This is a genomic window from Aeromonas sp. s13, from assembly GCF_040907905.1.
GTDB lineage: Bacteria > Pseudomonadota > Gammaproteobacteria > Enterobacterales > Aeromonadaceae > Aeromonas > Aeromonas veronii.
Genome location: NZ_JBFOCS010000088.1, coordinates 43,155 through 59,877 on the forward strand (window position 1 = coordinate 43,155; position 16,723 = coordinate 59,877).

The window sequence follows — 16,723 nt, forward strand, 5'->3', positions numbered from 1 at the left end:
TTTGGCAGGACAAAAATCAGCAAACAGGGATGAGTCGCACGTTGAGAAACCGGCTTATCCCCGCTCCCCCGTCACAAACAGCGCGGGCCCGGGGATTGCCCGGGCCCGCTGGTTACGCGACGCGATACATCGTCAGAGCTGCTTGCCCTGGCTCGCAATCACCTGGCTGTACCAGTGGAAGCTCGCCTTCTTGATCCGGCGAAGGGAGCCCCCCTGCTCGTCACGCTCCACATAGACGAAGCCGTAACGCTTCTGGTAGCCGTTGAGCCAGCTCAGGATGTCGGTGAACGACCAGGCGCAGTAGCCGAGCAATTCCACCCCATCCTGCATCGCCTCCTGGCACGCCTTGACGTGGCTGCGCAGGTAATCGATGCGGTACTCATCGTTCACCTTGTCGCCCGCCTCCAGCTTGTCGAACTCGCCAAGACCGTTCTCGGTGATCATCAGCGGCAGACCATAGCGGGAAGAGAGGCGACGCAGCGCGATGCGCATCCCGGTCGGGTCGATGGCCCAGTCCCAGTTGCTGGTCTCAAGGTGCGGATTGGGCGCCGTCTTGTAGAGGCCGGGGATGCCGCTCGATGGCGTAGTCCCCTTCTTGCCGGTGGTGTTGATCCGCTGCAGGGTCTGACCGCCCAAGGGGTTATCGGTGTAGGTCAGGGTGTAGTAGTAGTTGACGCCGATGTAGTCGGGCGTCCCTTCGCGCAGCAGCTCCATATCGCCCGGCAGGATCTCCGGCGCCTCGCCGTTTTCCCGCAAGTAAGCGAGCGCCGCTTGCGGATAACGGCCAAAGCAGTAGGCATCCAGCCACCAGAGGTTGTTGAACTCCTCGGCATTCTCGTAGGCCAGCATATCTTTCGGATCGCACGACGCCGGATAGGCAGGAGAGTAAGCAAAGCTCGGGCCGATGAGGCCATTTGGCACATGCTGGCGAAACGCCTTGATCACCCGGGCATTGGCCAGAAACGCGATATGGTTGGCGGCAAAGAAGCGCTTGCGATCCTGCACAGCGGGCGGATGGGTGCCGAGCTGATAGGCGTTAGTCAGGTTGTAGTTCTGCTCGTTAAGCGACACCCAGTACTTCACCTTGCCGGCAAAACGCTGATAGAGGGTCACGCAGTAGCGCTCGAAATCCTCGATAATGCGTCGGTCTTCCCAGCCGCCGTACCCATCCTGCAGCGCCTGCGGCAGATCCCAGTGATAAAGGGTCAGCACCGGTTCGATCTGGTGGGCCAAGAGGGTGTCGATCAGCTTCTCGTAGAAGGCCAGCCCCGCCTCGTTCACCTCCCCCCGACCGGTGGGGTAGATGCGCGGCCAGCTCACCGAGAAGCGATAGGCCTTGAGCCCCATCTCGGCCATCAGCGCCACGTCCTCTTCCATACGGTGGTAGTGATCCACCGCCACATCGCCGTTGCTCCCCTCAAAGGTCTTGCCCGGTAGCTTGGTAAAGAGATCCCACACCGAGGGCCCCTTGCCATCGGCATTCCAGCCCCCCTCCACCTGATAGGCGGCGGAGGCGGCGCCCCACAGAAAATCTCTCGGGAAGTCGTTGAACTTGTGATGATGCATCTGGTGTTGCTCCTTCTGCGCTGATGGTGTCAGCCATCTCTGATAACTCGATGCCCCCTGTCGGGGCACCCGAAATGAATTGGCATAAGCATCCATCACTTCTAAAATTCCGTCCAATGACAAATATGACCACTCAACATTCCCAACAGGAATGAAAGGAGCCCTGATGGAGTTACGGGATCTGAAAGCCTTCGTCACTCTGGGGGAGGTACTGCACTTCGGCCAGGCGGCGGTACGCCAGCACGTTACCCAGTCGGCCCTGAGCAAACAGATCAGGCGGCTGGAGGAGGAGCTGGGCGGCGAGCTGTTCGAGCGCAACGCCAGTACCACTCGCCTCACCGGACTGGGTAGGGCGCTGTATGAGGATGCCCGCGCTGTGGTCATCCAGAGCGAGCAGCTCTCGCGCACCGCCCGCGACGTGCTGGCGGGCAATGTCGGCACCCTGCGCATCGGCTTTGGCGTGGCCACCAAAATCCTGGTGCCCTCCGCCATTGCCCGTTTTCGCGCCGAGCGGCCGCAAGTGACCATCGAGCTCAACGATCTCTCCACCCACCACCAGTTGCTGGCGCTGAGTGAAGGCAAGCTGGATCTCGGTTTTTGCCGCCTGCCCGCCCCCAAGGGGTGGCACGCCCTGCCGGTGGTCGAAGCCCACTTTGTCGCCGTGCTGCCCGCCAGCTACCGCGATGTGAGGGCATTGGCGGATCTGGTAGACAAGCCGCTGGCGATCCTGCGTCGTGACAAGGCCCCGTCCTTTTACGATCACCTGATGAACTATCTGGCCCAGAGCGGGCTGCGTTTTCGCGATATCCAGTACGTCAACGATTTCGCCGCTGGCGTCGCCACCGCGGCGGCAGAGATCGCCTGGACTCTGGTCCCCTCCTCCACCACCATAGAGCACCCGGATGTACTCACCCTGTCCCTTAGAGATGGGGAAGCCTGCTGGACCATTGGCCTTATCCGTCCGCCCCACAGCAAGGGGCCCTTGATCGATGCCTTCTGGGCAACCATCGCCGATATGGCGCCAAGATAAACACGCCGTTGGCAAACAGCAGATGGCGGCCGCGCATCAACGATAGCGTTCGACGATACGCGCCAATTCGCCGCTTTGTCGCAGCTGTTGCAGGGCTCGGTTGAACTCGGTTATCCGGGTATTGAAGCGGGAGTGCTTGCCGATGCAGAGATTGAACGGGGTAGAGGCAAGCTGCAGCGGCACCTCGACCACCAACCCGGAGAGACCCAGTTGGTTGAGTTTGAAGCGTGCCACCAGTGGGTCTGTCACCATCAGGTCCCCCCGACCCGCCGCCAGCATTTTGAAGACATTATCGACATTGATGGTGTGATGAACGGTGAAGCCCGCCAGATTCTCCTTGCCCCAGCCGTTACCGAAATAGTCGAGAAAGGTAAGTGATTTGAAGTCGCTCAAGCGGCTGGCACGCTGAAAATCGGTCATCCGAGGGTGGCCAAGCCGGGTAAATACCGTCAAAACCGTCGTGGTAACGGGCTCCTCCACCACCAATGTGTAAGAGCGCCGCTCCCGGGTAGCGATGGTGACAAAACCATCGGCCTGCGCCATCCGCACCAGTTTTTGTGCCCGTTGCCACGGATAACCTTCATGGCGCACCCGCAGCCCCATCTGCGCCACTACCCGATCCATCACGTCGATCATCAGCCCGCGCATCTTGCCCTGTTCGTCACGCCACGAATATGGGGCAAAGTCGTCAAAGTAGACCAGCTTCAACTCGGCCGCTGGCGCCGCCCAGACACTCTGCCACATCAACAATCCCCACAGGATTGCGCTCCCCAGACTGACTCTCATGGCCGCGACTCCATCCACTTCTGCCAACTCTGAGCCTAGTGCAAAGCGGGCCGCGGTAAGGTTCAGGATCCAGTGGAAAAAGTGACCTGCAAAAAGAGAGGGGAAGCAGTGGCTTCCCCTCTCTCGTTCGTTTGTCAACACGCCACCTTACCGATGGCTGTCACGGCTTGCCGGTTACGCCAGCTCGGCCCGCAGCGCCTTGGTGGCATCGACCATCACCTTGAGGGCGGCCTCTGTCTCTTCCCAGCCGCGGGTCTTGAGGCCGCAATCCGGGTTGACCCAGAGCCGCTCGGCCGGGATCTGCTTGGCGGCTTTGCGCAGCAACCCCTCAATCCAGCTCTGGCTCGGCACGTTCGGCGAGTGGATGTCGTAGACGCCCGGGCCAATCTCGTTGGGGTAGTTGAAGCGTTCGAACGCTTCGAGCAGCTGCATCTGGCTGCGGCTGGTCTCGATGGTGATCACATCCGCATCCAGCGCCGCCACCGCCTCGATGATGAGGTTGAAGTCGCTGTAACACATGTGAGTGTGGATCTGGGTGCTGTCCGCCACCGGGCTTGCGCTCAGACGGAAGGCTCGCACCGCCCAGTCGAGATAGGCCTGATGATCCTGCTTGCGCAGGGGCAAACCTTCGCGGATCGCCGGTTCGTCGATCTGGATGATCTTGATGCCGGCGGTTTCCAAGTCAGCCACCTCGTCGCGAATGGCCAGCCCGATTTGCAGGGCCGATTGCTCGCGGCTCACGTCTTCCCGCGGGAAGGACCAGCAGAGGATGGTCACAGGGCCAGTCAACATCCCCTTCACCGGCTTGTCGGTCAGGCTCTGGGCAAACTTTGTCCACGCCAGGGTCATGGGGGTCGGGCGGTCGATGTCACGGGTGATCACCGGCGGCTTGACGCAGCGGGAGCCATAGCTCTGTACCCAACCGAAGCGGGTGATGGCAAAGCCATCCAGCAGTTCACCGAAATACTCCACCATGTCATTGCGCTCGGCCTCACCATGAACCAGCACGTCCAACCCGATGGCCTCCTGACGCGCTATGGCATCGCGGATCTCGGCCTGAATGCCCGCCTCGTAGGCGCTGTCATCGATGCGACCGGCGCGCCAATCCTGCCGCAACACCCGGATCTGCGAGGTCTGCGGGAAGGAGCCGATGGTGGTGGTGGGCAGCAGCGGCAGCTTGAGATCCGAGCGCTGCAGCTCGGCCCTGACCGGATAGGGGCTGTGGCGATCAAAATCGCTGTTGGTGAGGCTGGCGAGCCGTGACTGCACCGCTTTTTTGTGCACCCGGCTGTCGGACTCCCGATCCACGATGGGCTGGCTGTAGGCGGTGACTTTGTCGAGCTCGCCCCCATCCAGATACTCTCTGAGCAGTCCCAGCTCGAAACATTTTTGCAAGGCGAAGGCGAACCAGCTGCGGGTCTGGGGATCCAGCTCCTGCTCCAGGGTCAAATCCACCGGGCTGTGCAGCAATGAGCAGGATGAGGCCACCCAGAGCCGCTCGCCGAGTTTGGCTTTCAGTGCCTTCAGGGTCGGCGCCAGCTTGGCCAGATTGGCACGCCAGACGTTACGGCCGTTGATCACCCCGGCCGAGAGGACCCACTGGGCCGGCAAGTGCGGGACCAGGGTCTCCAGCTGCTCGGGGGCGGCCACCAGATCCAGATGCAGGCCATCTACCTTGAGGCTGGTGATGATGTCGCGCTGATGGGCCACCGAACCAAAATAGGTGGTGAGCAGCAGCTTGCAGGGGCCCGCGAGGCGCTCGTAAGCGTTGAGGTAGGCCAGCCGCCACTCGTCTGGCAAGTCCAGCGTCAGCGCCGGTTCGTCGATCTGCACCCACTCCACTCCTTGGGCGGCCAACTTGGCAAGAATCTCCTGATAGACAATCAGCAGGCGATCGAGCAGTTCAAGGCGAGAGAAGCCGCTCTCTTTCTCCTTGCCGAGCCAGAGGTAGGAGACCGGTCCCAGCAGCACCGCCTTGACCGGCAGCCCCAGCGCCTTGGCCTCTTCCACCTCGTCAAACAGCTGGCTCCAGCCCAGCTTGAAGCGCTGATCACGGCTGAACTCCGGCACCAGATAGTGATAGTTGGTGTTGAACCATTTGGTCATCTCGGCGGCGGCCGCCGCCGGGCCGGTCGGCGCACGGCCGCGGGCCACCCGGAACAGGGTGTCGAGATCGGTCTCGCCATGACGGTGGCGGGCAGGCACTGCATCCACCAGCAGGCTAGTACCGAGCACCTGATCGTACCAGGCAAAGTCGCCCACCGGCAGCAGATTGACCCCGGCGCCGTGCTGGGCCTGCCAATGGCGCTCACGCAGCGTCTTGCCCACGGCAACGAGTTCGGCCTGAGTGGTCTCGCCACGCCAGTAGGATTCGAGGGCAAATTTCAACTCGCGCTTGGCACCGATACGGGGGAAGCCCAGGGTGTGTGCTCGTGTCATAGGTTCATTTCCTTATGCTCATTCATCTGATGGGAAACTGGATGATTTAGCCATCCAGATGTTTACACATCCAAAATGACAAGATAAGGTGACGCTGGCTATTGAATCCTCTTCAAGTGGCTCTCAAATAATCCTCAACTGACCGCCAGTCAGGTTCACCGCGAGGATACAGAGGCCGATGTTTACAGGTGCAAGAGGTGCCGGAGTCAAGAAGCGCAGCAAGCCACCGCCGACCGTAACCTCAGCGCCAGACGCAATCTCACAAGGAGCCATCTTATGGCAGTGCCAAGCAATGCAGGGATAGAGATCAAACACTTGAAAACATTGACCGCGCTGGCCGAGCAGGGCTCGCTGGCCGGTGCGGCGCTGACCCTCAACCTCACCCAGTCCGCCCTCTCCCACCAGCTCAAAGAGCTGGAGACCCGCCTCAATCTGGAGCTCTACCTGCGCAAAAGCCGTCCGCTGGTGCTGACCGCCGCCGGCAGCCAGCTGCTCGCCCTCGCCCGTCAGGTGTTGCCCGCTCTGGCCCAGACCGAGAAACAGTTGCAGGCCCTGCAGAGCGGCGATGCGGGCAGGCTGCATCTGGCGCTCGATTGCCACAGCTGCATCCAGTGGCTGCTGCCGCTATTGCCAGATTTTCGCCGCCAGTGGCCTGGGGTGGATCTGGAGGTGGAGTCAGTGCCGGGCTTTGATGCCATCAATGCCCTGCTCGGTGGCCAGCTCGATCTGCTGCTCACCTCGGACGTGCAGGCCCGCGGCGATCTCCACTTTGAGCCGCTGTTTGCCTTTGATCTGACTCTGGTGATGGCGCCGGATCATCCACTCTGCCACCAGAGCCACATCGAGCCAGGCGATCTGGGGCCGGAGGTGCTGCTGGTCTATCCGGTGGAGCGCAGCCGCATGGATATCTTCAGCCGCTTTTTGCAACCCGCCGGGGTGGAGCCCGCCCGCTGCAAGCCGGTGGACAACACCTCGGTGATGCTGCAAATGGCCGCAGCTGGCCTCGGGGTCGCTGCCCTGCCGCGCTGGGCCAGCGACGAGTTTGTCAGACAGGGAATGCTCTGCGCCCGCCCCCTCGGCAGCGGTATTCGTCGCCATATGTACGGCGCGGTGCGGGCCGCCGATCGGGATCAAGCCTGCCTGCAGAGCCTGTTCGAGCGCATTCGCACCAAGATGGAGGGATAGCTCCCTCAGCGAGGCTGGCCGACCTCTGCCAGCAGTGCAGGCAACTTTGCCTTGATAAAATCGATGAGGGCTCTGACCGCCGGCGACAGGCCGCGCCGCGCTGGGTAGAGCATCACCAGCTTGCCATCTTTGGGACGCCACTCGGGCAACAGTTGTTGCAGCCGCCCATCCGCCAACTCACCCACGCAGGCGTAAAGTGGCAAGCCCACCATCCCGAGCCCCGCCAGCGCCGCCTGTTTGAGGGTTTGCACATTGTCGCTGCGCAACAGCACATTGACCGCCACCTCCTCACTCTCCCCACTGTCGTGCCGCAGCCGCAGCAGATCAGCCTGACGCTCCAGCGAGCCGAAGAGCAGGGCATCCTCTCCTTCCAGCTGGCGTGGATGCGCCAGCGCATTGTGGCGCGAGAGCCACGCCGGGGTCGCCAGCACGCCCCACTGCACCGTGCAGAGCGGCACCTGCACCAGACTGGAGGGGGGCTGCTCGAAGGCCACCCCGCGGATCACCACATCCAGCCCCTCCTCCAGCAGATCCACCTGCCGATTGCTGGCTTGCACGGCGAGCCTCACCTTGGGGTATTGGGCCATAAACGCGGGCAGCAAGCGGGCAAGCAGCGCATCGGCAATGGTAATGGGCACGCTGATCCGCACCAGACCGCTCGGCTCCTGCTGCCGTTGCCGCACAGCCGCCTCTCCGGCCTGCGCCTCGGCCAGCATCGCCTGACAGTGGCGATAGAGCACCTCACCGGCATCGGTCAGGCTGAGTTGGCGCGAGGTACGTTGCAGCAGCCGGGTATCCAGCCGCTCCTCCAGCAACCGGATCCGGCGCGAGATCCGCGACTTGGGCACGCCAAGCGCCCGCGCGGCGGCAGTGAATCCCTGCCGTTGCACCACATGGGTGAAGAGATAGAGATCATTCAAATCAAGTTCCAGTGGTGTCATCGGGCAGCCTTGGTCAGGGTGAGGTGCATTCACATCGTTCCATTGATGGAACGATAAGAACCTATTTCACCAGATTGTCGCCATTTTTGCAGCCATCATAATGGCCCTGTCCCCATCAGACGGTTGCTGCGCGGGCAATCCGCCCCACCAGCAAGGGCCGTTTGACTGTTCCGATATCACAAGGAGTTCACCATGAAACTGCGACAAATCTGCTCTGCCACCCTGCTCGGTCTGGCGACCCTGACCGCCACGCTGGCCACCACAGCGACACCGGCAATGGCCGCCGAGGCTGCCAGCCATCCGACCGTATCACCGAACCGCTATCTGGAGATGCTCTCCCGAGACAATGCGGTACTGCTGCTGGTCGACCATCAGGTCGGCTTGCTGAGCGGCGTGCGCGACACCACGGTGGGCGAGCTCAAGCACAACGTGGTGTCGCTGGCCAACGCCGCCCGCGCCCTCGGCGTACCGGTGATCGTGACCGCCACCATGCCCGATGGGATGTGGGGCCCCACCATGCCTGAACTGACCAGTGCCCTGTCGGATGTGAAGGTGATCAACCGCACCGTCATCAACGCCTGGGACGATCCTGCCGTGCGCGCCGCCATTGAGAAGACCGGCCGCAAACAGCTGATCATCGCCGGGGTATCCCTCGAGATCTGCGCCAGCTTCCCGGCTCTCTCTGCCAAGGCTGTCGGCTATGATGCCCGGGTGGTGCTCGATGCCTCCGGCACCTTCAACGAAGCCAAGCGTACCACTGGGCTGCAACGCTTGCTGGGGGCCGGTATCCCGGTCACCGACTACGCCTCCGCCGCGGTCGAGATGCTGCGCAGCAACGTCGACCCCAAGGCGCACGATGTCTACAGCGCCCTCGACATGCCTTTCGCCACCCTGGTGTGGCAGATGCAAGAGGGTGCCAAGAAGTCGTAACTCGCCCCGCCTTCGGTCAGATGACCGAAGGCTTCTTTTGTCTTCAAGAGGTTATATCGATGACCAGACGTCTGACTCTCTCCGCCCCCGTCAAGGGCCAACCGCTGCACATTGGCAGCGGCTTTGCAGCCAGCCATTTTGGCGAACACTTTTTCAACGGTCTGATAGACCCCGTGGTGATGGTGGATCACTTCCAGATGACCGCCCCCACCTTCGAGCCCCATCCCCACGCCGGGATCTCTGCCGTCACCTATCTGTTCGAGGATTCGACGAGCCCCCACGTCAACTACGACTCCCTCGGCAATCAGGGCCCCATCGAACCGGGCGCGCTCCACTGGCTGGCGGCCGGGCGCGGGGCCGTGCATACCGAGCAGCCGGAGGGGGCATCGCCCTATGTCCACGCCCTGCAAATCTTCGTCAACCTGCCTGCCCGTCAGAAGATGGCGTCGCCTTTTGCCGTCCACGCAGCCGCAGCCACCATCCCCGAGTTTCATGGCGAAGGGGTGCGAGTACGGGTGGTCGCAGGCCACAGCAACGGGATAACGGCACCACACTCAGTAGAACTGCCCCAACCCTTTACCCTGCTCGATGGGCATTGCGCGCCCGGCAGCCGCTTCACCCATCTGCTGGCGGCAGGCTGGAATGCCATGATCTATCCCCTGACCGGATCGCTGACCCTGCAGGCGGAGGGTGAGCGGCACCTCATCCCGGCAGGTCACGGGATGGGTGTCAGCCTCTCTGCCGATGGCGGCGAGGCGGTGGCACTGCAACTTGAGGCCACAGAGCCCTGCCACTTCGTGCTGCTCTCAGGCCAGGCGCTCAATGAACCCCTGGTCAAACATGGTCCCTTCGTCATGAATAGCCACGACGCCATTGCAGATCGGCTGCATGCCTATCAGCGCGGCGAATTTGGTCAGCTCAACGATGAGTGGCTGCGCAACGGCCAATATCGGCCATGAGCACGCTCGCTGGCCACCAGCCACAAAGCACGCGCTGGCCTCTGGTCTTCCTCGCCATTTTTGCCGGTGCCAGCGGCGCCCTCTGCCTTGGCAAAGTGCCCGCCGTACTCGGCATACTGCGCAGCGAGCTGGGGCTGACACTGGTCGAAGCCAGCTATCTCGCCTCAGCTTTCAATACGCTGGCGATCCTATTCAGCCTCTTTCTCGGCCTGTTGCTAACCCGCTGGAGTGGGCGGCAAACCGGGGTTGTCGGGCTTTTGGTTATCGTCACAGGCGGTGCGTTGGCGCTGCCCGCCACCGGGCTGGCCATGATGCTGCTGTCGCGCATTGTCGAGGGGATTGGCTTTTTGCTGGTCTCGGTGGCCATGTCCGCCTTTATCGTGGCGGTGACCCGGGAGGAGGATAAACGGCTGGCCATAAGCCTGTGGGCAGTCAACCTGCCCCTCGGGGCGGCGGCGGGTATGCTGCTCACCCCCTGGCTCACGGCGCAAGGTGGCTGGCGACTGGCCTGGCTGATCCTGATGTTCCCGCAACTCTCTGCCCTGCTGCTTCTGCTCGCCAGTCGTTCGGCAGATAAACTGCGGGTCTGGGCACCCCAAAACTCGATCAACTCGGGCCACCCGCTGCGCCAACTCACGGTGCTCCGGCAGAAGGCACTCTGGCGCTACGGGTTGGCGTTCACGCTCTACAGCCTGATGCTCTGGGCGCTCTTTGTCTGGCTGCCAACCATGTTGCAAGGCAGCCCCGGGATTGGCCAAAGCCAGATCGCCCTGCTTTCAGCGCTGGCGGTGGTCGCCAATATTCCCGGCAACCTGATGGGGGCATGGCTGCTGCGCCGGGGCGTGGCACGAGATCGGCTCATCAGCTGGGCACTGGGCCTGATGGCGCTGTGCGGCATGCTCGCCTTCTGGCCCGGCCTGTCGCCGTGGTGGGCCTATGGATTGTGCCTCGTCCTCTCCCTTTCGGGTGGCATGGCGCCGCCGGCGATCCTCTCGTCTGCGCAGGGAGTGAGTCAGGGGCCGGTGCAACTGGCCATCGTGCAAGGATTTTTTGTCCAGCTCGCCAACCTCGGTCAGCTGCTGGGGCCCTTGCTGCTGGCCGCCCTGATGACAGACAACGGCTATTGGGGAAATGCTCGCTGGCTCTTTCTGGGCGGCTTGCTGCTGGTCGCGCTACTCTATGCCGCGGGCCACCTGCCGGGCTCAAGCATGGCTGCAAAACAGGCTCGATCGCATTCGCGGCAAGATGGAAGATGACGAATAGAGAGGGAAACATCACAGTTCTCGCAGGGAATGCTGGCCGGACAAGAGGCTGTTCAGTATGTTAACTGTTTAATTTTGCTTAACGGTAGCCACCATGTCTCAAGTCGATCTCAATCTCTTTCGCGTCCTCGATGCGGTGATCCGCTATGGTGGTGTCACCACGGCCGCCGAGATGATGGAGATGACCCCCTCGGCCATCAGCCAGGCCATCAGCCGCCTGACCACCCTGGTGGGCGAGCCGCTGTTTGTCCGCCAAGGACGCGGCATCACCCCCACGGCGCGAGCGCTCAGTCTGCACCACGAGATCATGGTGCCGCTGCACGACATGGAGCGCAGCCTGCAGCGCACCGATCTCTTTGATCCCCAGACCAGTCGGCGCACCTTTCGCATCGCGGGGGTGCCCGATATCGATATCTTCTTCCTGCCGGAGCTCAACAACCTGCTGCAGACCCAAGCCCCCAACTGTCAGCTGGAGTGGAACACCCAGGTGCAGGACGAAGCCCTGCGCCAGAACAGCCTCTATCTGCACAGCGTGGATCTGGTGCTGGCCACCAAGCCGATGGCGGAGCAGGGGATCGAAAACGAGCAGATCATGTCCCAGGCCCTGCGCATCGCCTGCCGCAAGGATCACCCCAGGATCCGCCAGGCCCCCGACATGGCCACCTTCTTCAACGAAAAGCACGTGGTATTGCAAACCAGGCGGCTCGACAGCTTGCTGCTCAACACCCTGACCAAGGCGCCGCTGCCGCCGCGCCAGATTGCCTACGAGAGCGACTCCCTGCTCACCGCTCTTCATCTGGTGAGTCGTACCGACTGGCTCTGCGTCGCCAGCCAGTGGCACATGGAGAAGCTGGGGCAGGCGCTGGATCTGGCCAGCTATCCCCTCCCCTGGCTCTCGGAGGATTGCCCCGTCTACATGAGTTGGCACAAGAGCTCCGGTCAGGATACCGGGCTTAATTGGCTCAAAGATCAGGTGCGGGCCGTCAGTTCGTTTTAATTATGCTTAACAGTCAAGCATGCCCTTCTCCTCATCCGGGCTATCGCTCTTCTCGACAAACCGCCTTATGGATAATCCCCCTTCAGGATAATCGGGGGCCTTTTCTCAACCATTAAGGCGCAGCTCATGACGACATCGTCGTGCCGAAATAGCTGCGCAGCGCCTCCACCACCCGCCGCACCTTCTCCGGGATCTCCCGCTGCGGCGTGATGGCGTGGATCTCCATCGGCTGCACCCGAAAACCGGGCAACAGTTCGAGCAGACGCCCCTGCGCCAGATCCTCGCCAATCTCCCCCTCCGGTTGCAGCGAGATCCCCTGCCCCGCCAGCGCAAACTGGCGCAAGGGCAACACGTTATTGCAGAGCACCTTGGCCTTGAACCTCACCCTGTGCTCGCCCCCCTTCTCATCCTGCAGCAGCAAACCGTTGCCCAGCATGTCGCCGCAAAGCCAGTCGTGGGTGGCCAGATCGGCGGGCGTGCGCGGCGCTCCCTTGCGCGCCAGATAGGCGGGGGCGGCGCAGAGCAGCATCCGGGTCTGCCCCAGTTTGCGGGCCACCAGGGTCGAGTCGGGCAAGGTGCCGACCCGCAGTGCCACATCGATCCGCTCGGCAATCAGATCCCGCTTCTCGTCGTCGGCGATGATCTGGATGGTGAGGCCGGGGTGGGCCTGCAGCAGCGGAGAGAGGGCCAGCGCCAGCGGCTGGCCCGCCATCCCCACCGGGGCGGTGATCCGCACTTCCCCGAGCAGGGCGTCGCGCACCTCCGAGAGGCGCAGCTCGGTCTCGCTCAGAGTCTGCTGCAACGCCCGACACCCTTGCCACACCACCTCTCCCGCCTCGGTCAGACTGAGACGACGGGTGGAGCGATGGAGCAGGGGCAGTCCGAGCAGGCTCTCCAGCTGACTGATATGCTGACTGACGGCGGAGGGGGTCATGCCAAGGGATTTGGCCGCCCCTGTCATGCTGCCCGCTTCCACCACGGCGGCGAAGATGGCGTAACGTCTGAGCTGTTCCATTATTAAATCCAGCTTATAAGTGAATGCATTTTTGAGGTGATTATTAAATCATAAATGGCGGCGTAGGATAGCCCCATTCCAACAGTGAAGGAGAGTTCCCCATGAAGATTGCCCTGATCGGTGCCAGCGGTTTTGTCGGTTCAGCCATCCTGAACGAGGCCATCAGCCGCGGCCATCACGTCACCGCCATCGTCCGCGATGTCAGCAAGGTGGCCGCCCATCCGCAGGTCACCGCCGTGGCGGTGGATGCCCAAAACCCGCAGGCATTGGCCGAGGTGCTCAAGGGGCACGATCGGGTGATCAGCGCCTACAACCCGGGCTGGAGCACACCGGATATCTACGACCAGTACCTCAAGGGCGCCAACGCGATCGTCGCAGCAGCCAAAGCGGCCAACAGCTGGCTGCTGATAGTAGGTGGCGCCGGCAGTCTGGAGGTTGCCCCCGGCGTGCAACTGGTGGATACCCCTGAGTTTCCGGCCGAGTGGAAACAGGGGGCGCTGGCGGCCCGCGACGGTCTCACCGCCCTGCGTCGTGAAACCACCCTCGACTGGCGCTTTGTCTCTCCCCCGGTGTTCCTCGAACCGGGCGAGAAGCGCGGTGGCTATCGGATTGGTGGCGATCAGGTGCTGTTCAGCGGCGAACAGCCTGCCGGGATCACCGCCGGTGATCTGGCTGACGGTGTGCTGAACGAGGTGGAAAAACCGGCTCACCAGCGCCAGCGCTTTACCCTGGGTTACTGAGAGCCAGCAATCGGTTAAGGCCAGAATGCGCGGTCACTCACCTACGCTTCCGGTCAGGTGAACACCCGCTCAACCAGAAGGGAGGCATCCGTCTCCCTTCTGTTTTGGCCATTTTCTGTTTTGGTCATTTTTGCCACTGGCAGCTTGCCTCTGGTTATCACTCTCCCCCTCATCATTGCCCCTTTACCCCACAATGGCTGCGCAAAAAACCTTCAGCCCATCAGTTGCCGAATTCCATTTCGAATTTTGTGTATAACTAAGAATAATTTGTTGTTTCCGTCTTATAACACCGAACAGTAGCATCCCCTTTATCCCAGATGGCGCCATCCCGTTTGCCGCTCATCAGACCTGCCCGCACCAGAGGCAGCAGAAGAGATGGCGCCAGAGATAACGAAAGAGTGAGGAGGTGCACATGGAACATTCACCACTGCCGATCATCGATCTGGCTGCCCTCAACGGGGCACCCGAGGTGCGTCGCTCTATGCTGGCCAGGCTGGCCGCGGCCGCCCGCGATGTGGGCTTTTTCTATCTGGTCGGCCACGGCTTGAGCAAGGTTGAGATGCTAGAGACCCTGGCGCTGGCAGAGCGCTTCTTTACTCTGCCGGAGCAGGAGAAGTTGGCAGTGCAGATGGTCAACAGCCCCCACTTTCGCGGCTACAACCGGGTCGGTGCCGAGCTGACCCGAGCGCGGCCGGATCTGCGGGAGCAGTTCGATATCATGAATGAGGCGCAAGCCCTGCCTGCGGCCCTGATCCGTGAACCCTGGCAGCGGCTGATCGGCCCCAACCAATGGCCGGCCGCCTTGCCAGAGATGAAAGCCCATCTGCTGGCGTGGCAGGAGCGGCTGAGCAATATCACCCTCACCCTGCTCACTGCCTTCGCCGAGGTGCTGGAGCAACCGGCCAACGTGTTTGACGACAGTATTCGCGGCGCCCCCTACCAACACATGAAGCTGATTCACTACCCGGGACAAGAGGCGGGTGGCAGCAGTCAAGGGGTCGGCGCCCACAAGGATCCCGGCTACCTGACGCTGGTGATGCAAGACAATCACTCTGGGCTTGAGGTCAAGACGGCCGACGGCTGGATCTCCGCACCGCCCCTGCCGGGAGCGCTGGTGGTCAATATCGGCGAGCTGCTGGAGCTGGCCTCCAACGGTTATCTCAAGGCGACCCTGCATCGGGTGGTGAGCACGCCGCCCGGCGTATCGCGCCTCTCCTGCGCCTTCTTTATGGCGGCGCGGCTCGATGCCACCGTGCCACTGCTCAGCCTCTCCCCCGAGCTGGCAGCACAGGCGCAAGGGCCGGAGAGTGACCCGACCAACCCGCTCTTTAATCAGGTGGGGGAGAACGTGCTGAAAGGGCGGCTGCGCTCCCACCAGGATGTGGCGGCGCGGCACTATGGGCCGGTGGAATCCACTCGCCTCCCACGCACTGAAAGCGAAGCGATAACGGCCTAAGCAGCGTAAAGATCCCTAGGCGGGTATATGCATAAGTCACAAGCCGCATGCACATACCCGCGCTGACAAAAACAACAAGCAACGAACAACAAAACAAGTCATGGCCAGAGCCTGGTCATCACGGAGCAACACGATGAAATTCAAGACCATGAGCGTACACAGCGGCCAGCGGATCGACCCCCAGACCGGCGCCCTCACCACCCCGCTCTACCAGAGCAGTACCTTCAGCTACTTCAACGCCCAGGCGGGCAAGGAGCGCTTTGCAGGTCAAGCCCCCGGCTTTATCTACAGTCGCTTTGGCAACCCCACCACCGCCGAGCTGGAGCAGAAACTGGCGGCGCTGGAAGGGGCCGACGAAGCGCTGGTGGTGGCGAGCGGCATGGCGGCGGTGAGCGCCATCATGTATGCCCTGGCCGACAGCGGCGATGAGGTGGCCTATATCGGCCCGCTCTACGGCGGCACCGATGCCTTCCTCAAGCAGACCTTCAGCCGCGCCGGCATCAAGGTCACCGCCTACGAGAGCGATCGGGATCTGCTGGCCAACATCCGCCCTGCTACCAAGGTGGTACTGTTCGAAACCCTGACCAACCCCACCCTCAAGGTGGTGGATCCGCGGCTGGTGGTGGAAGCGGCCCGCAAGGTGGGCGCCATTACGGTATGTGACAACACCTTCCTCACCCCCTACCTGCTGCGTCCGCTGGAGCTCGGGGTCGATGTAGTGATGCACAGCGGCACCAAATATCTGGGCGGCCACGGCGACATCATCGCCGGGGTGGTGGCGGGCTCTCACGCCCTGATGAAGTCGATCCGCACCGTGGCCCTCAAGCATATCGGCTCCCCCATCGGCCCGCAGGAGGCCTACCTGCTGCAACGCGGGGTCAAGACCCTGCCGCTGCGGATGGATGCCCACCTGCACAATGCCCAGAAAGTGGCCGAGTTTCTGGCGGCACATCCGGCGGTGAAGAAGGTGATCTACCCGGGCCTTGCCAACCATCCGGGCCACGATGCCCTCGGCGCCTTCGCCAGCGGCTTTGGCGGCATGGTGAGTATTGAGCTGGAAGGCGGGTTTGAGCGCTGCGCCGCCCTGCTCGATAACCTGCAACTGTTCGTGCAGGCGGTGAGTCTGGGGGATCTCGAGAGTCTCGCTTGCCATCCGGCCAGTACCACCCACGCCGCCATGGACGAGGCGAGCCGCCTCGCTGCCGGAGTCAACGACGACCTCATCCGCTTCAGCATCGGGGTGGAAGATGCGGACGACCTGATCGCCGATCTGGCCGCCGCGCTGGCGCAGATCTAACCGGGCGCGCTTTTACTCGCCGACAAAACAGCGGCGAGTGATATGCCTCAAACACAACAACGGCCCATCAAGGGCCGTTGTTGTTTGTCGCGATGTGGAAAATGGGGGATTTACTCCTCC

The 16,723-nt window shown here is 62.3% G+C and carries 14 protein-coding genes; 9 read left to right on the plus strand and 5 right to left on the minus strand.

The features are described 5' to 3' along the window. Positions 1-132: 132 nt before the first annotated feature. Positions 133-1,566: a glycoside hydrolase family 1 protein gene (locus AB5Y82_RS20325; RefSeq protein WP_368174444.1), complete on the minus strand. Its 1,434-nt coding sequence runs from the start codon at positions 1,564-1,566 to the stop codon at positions 133-135. A gap of 166 nt (positions 1,567-1,732) precedes the next feature. Between AB5Y82_RS20325 and AB5Y82_RS20330 the strand changes: the two genes are divergently transcribed. Next, positions 1,733-2,596, plus strand: a complete 864-nt coding sequence (locus AB5Y82_RS20330; RefSeq protein ID WP_159143862.1) for a LysR family transcriptional regulator — start codon at positions 1,733-1,735, stop codon at positions 2,594-2,596. Between the two features lie 36 nt (positions 2,597-2,632). Here AB5Y82_RS20330 and AB5Y82_RS20335 read toward each other — a convergent pair whose 3' ends face one another. Beyond that, positions 2,633-3,382 carry an ABC transporter substrate-binding protein gene (locus tag AB5Y82_RS20335; protein ID WP_201902031.1) on the minus strand — a complete coding sequence of 250 codons (750 nt, stop codon included), beginning with the start codon at positions 3,380-3,382 and terminating at the stop codon, positions 2,633-2,635. 174 nt (positions 3,383-3,556) lie between these two features. Beyond that, positions 3,557-5,821, minus strand: a complete 2,265-nt coding sequence (gene metE, locus AB5Y82_RS20340) for a 5-methyltetrahydropteroyltriglutamate--homocysteine S-methyltransferase (RefSeq protein ID WP_159143864.1) — start codon at positions 5,819-5,821, stop codon at positions 3,557-3,559. 276 nt (positions 5,822-6,097) lie between these two features. Between metE and AB5Y82_RS20345 the strand changes: the two genes are divergently transcribed. Next, on the plus strand, positions 6,098-7,006 hold the full coding sequence (locus AB5Y82_RS20345) for a LysR substrate-binding domain-containing protein (protein ID WP_159143865.1): 909 nt from the start codon (positions 6,098-6,100) through the stop codon (positions 7,004-7,006). A 5-nt stretch (positions 7,007-7,011) separates the two neighbouring features. Here the strand turns inward: AB5Y82_RS20345 and AB5Y82_RS20350 are convergent, their stop codons facing one another. Beyond that, a complete protein-coding gene (locus AB5Y82_RS20350) occupies positions 7,012-7,947 on the minus strand; it encodes a LysR substrate-binding domain-containing protein (RefSeq protein WP_159143866.1) in 936 nt (311 codons plus the stop codon). A 192-nt stretch (positions 7,948-8,139) separates the two neighbouring features. Here AB5Y82_RS20350 and AB5Y82_RS20355 point away from each other — a divergent pair, with 192 nt between their 5' ends. The 4 genes from AB5Y82_RS20355 to AB5Y82_RS20370 all read left to right on the plus strand — a co-directional run bounded on the left by AB5Y82_RS20355 (position 8,140) and on the right by AB5Y82_RS20370 (position 12,095). Beyond that, a complete protein-coding gene (locus AB5Y82_RS20355) occupies positions 8,140-8,877 on the plus strand; it encodes an isochorismatase family protein (protein WP_159143867.1) in 738 nt (245 codons plus the stop codon). Positions 8,878-8,936: 59 nt separating this feature from the next. Continuing rightward, positions 8,937-9,836 (plus strand): pirin family protein, encoded by a 900-nt coding sequence (locus AB5Y82_RS20360; protein ID WP_159143868.1) that lies wholly within the window; start codon positions 8,937-8,939, stop codon positions 9,834-9,836. Further along, the gene (locus AB5Y82_RS20365) at positions 9,833-11,092 is read left to right on the plus strand and encodes a CynX/NimT family MFS transporter (RefSeq protein ID WP_368174445.1); all 1,260 of its coding nucleotides are present in this window, start codon (positions 9,833-9,835) and stop codon (positions 11,090-11,092) included. The genes AB5Y82_RS20360 and AB5Y82_RS20365 overlap by 4 nt, the downstream gene beginning before the upstream one ends. A gap of 100 nt (positions 11,093-11,192) precedes the next feature. After that, positions 11,193-12,095 carry a LysR family transcriptional regulator gene (locus tag AB5Y82_RS20370; RefSeq protein ID WP_005352600.1) on the plus strand — a complete coding sequence of 301 codons (903 nt, stop codon included), beginning with the start codon at positions 11,193-11,195 and terminating at the stop codon, positions 12,093-12,095. Positions 12,096-12,219: 124 nt separating this feature from the next. Here AB5Y82_RS20370 and AB5Y82_RS20375 read toward each other — a convergent pair whose 3' ends face one another. Further along, a complete protein-coding gene (locus tag AB5Y82_RS20375; RefSeq protein ID WP_159143870.1) occupies positions 12,220-13,110 on the minus strand; it encodes a LysR family transcriptional regulator in 891 nt (296 codons plus the stop codon). 101 nt (positions 13,111-13,211) lie between these two features. Here AB5Y82_RS20375 and AB5Y82_RS20380 point away from each other — a divergent pair, with 101 nt between their 5' ends. The 3 genes from AB5Y82_RS20380 to AB5Y82_RS20390 all read left to right on the plus strand — a co-directional run bounded on the left by AB5Y82_RS20380 (position 13,212) and on the right by AB5Y82_RS20390 (position 16,603). Continuing rightward, a complete protein-coding gene (locus AB5Y82_RS20380) occupies positions 13,212-13,850 on the plus strand; it encodes an NAD(P)-dependent oxidoreductase (RefSeq protein WP_159143871.1) in 639 nt (212 codons plus the stop codon). Positions 13,851-14,262: 412 nt separating this feature from the next. Beyond that, positions 14,263-15,306 carry an isopenicillin N synthase family dioxygenase gene (locus AB5Y82_RS20385; protein WP_368174446.1) on the plus strand — a complete coding sequence of 348 codons (1,044 nt, stop codon included), beginning with the start codon at positions 14,263-14,265 and terminating at the stop codon, positions 15,304-15,306. A gap of 133 nt (positions 15,307-15,439) precedes the next feature. Then, the gene (locus AB5Y82_RS20390; protein ID WP_159143873.1) at positions 15,440-16,603 is read left to right on the plus strand and encodes a PLP-dependent aspartate aminotransferase family protein; all 1,164 of its coding nucleotides are present in this window, start codon (positions 15,440-15,442) and stop codon (positions 16,601-16,603) included. Positions 16,604-16,723: the final 120 nt, after the last annotated feature.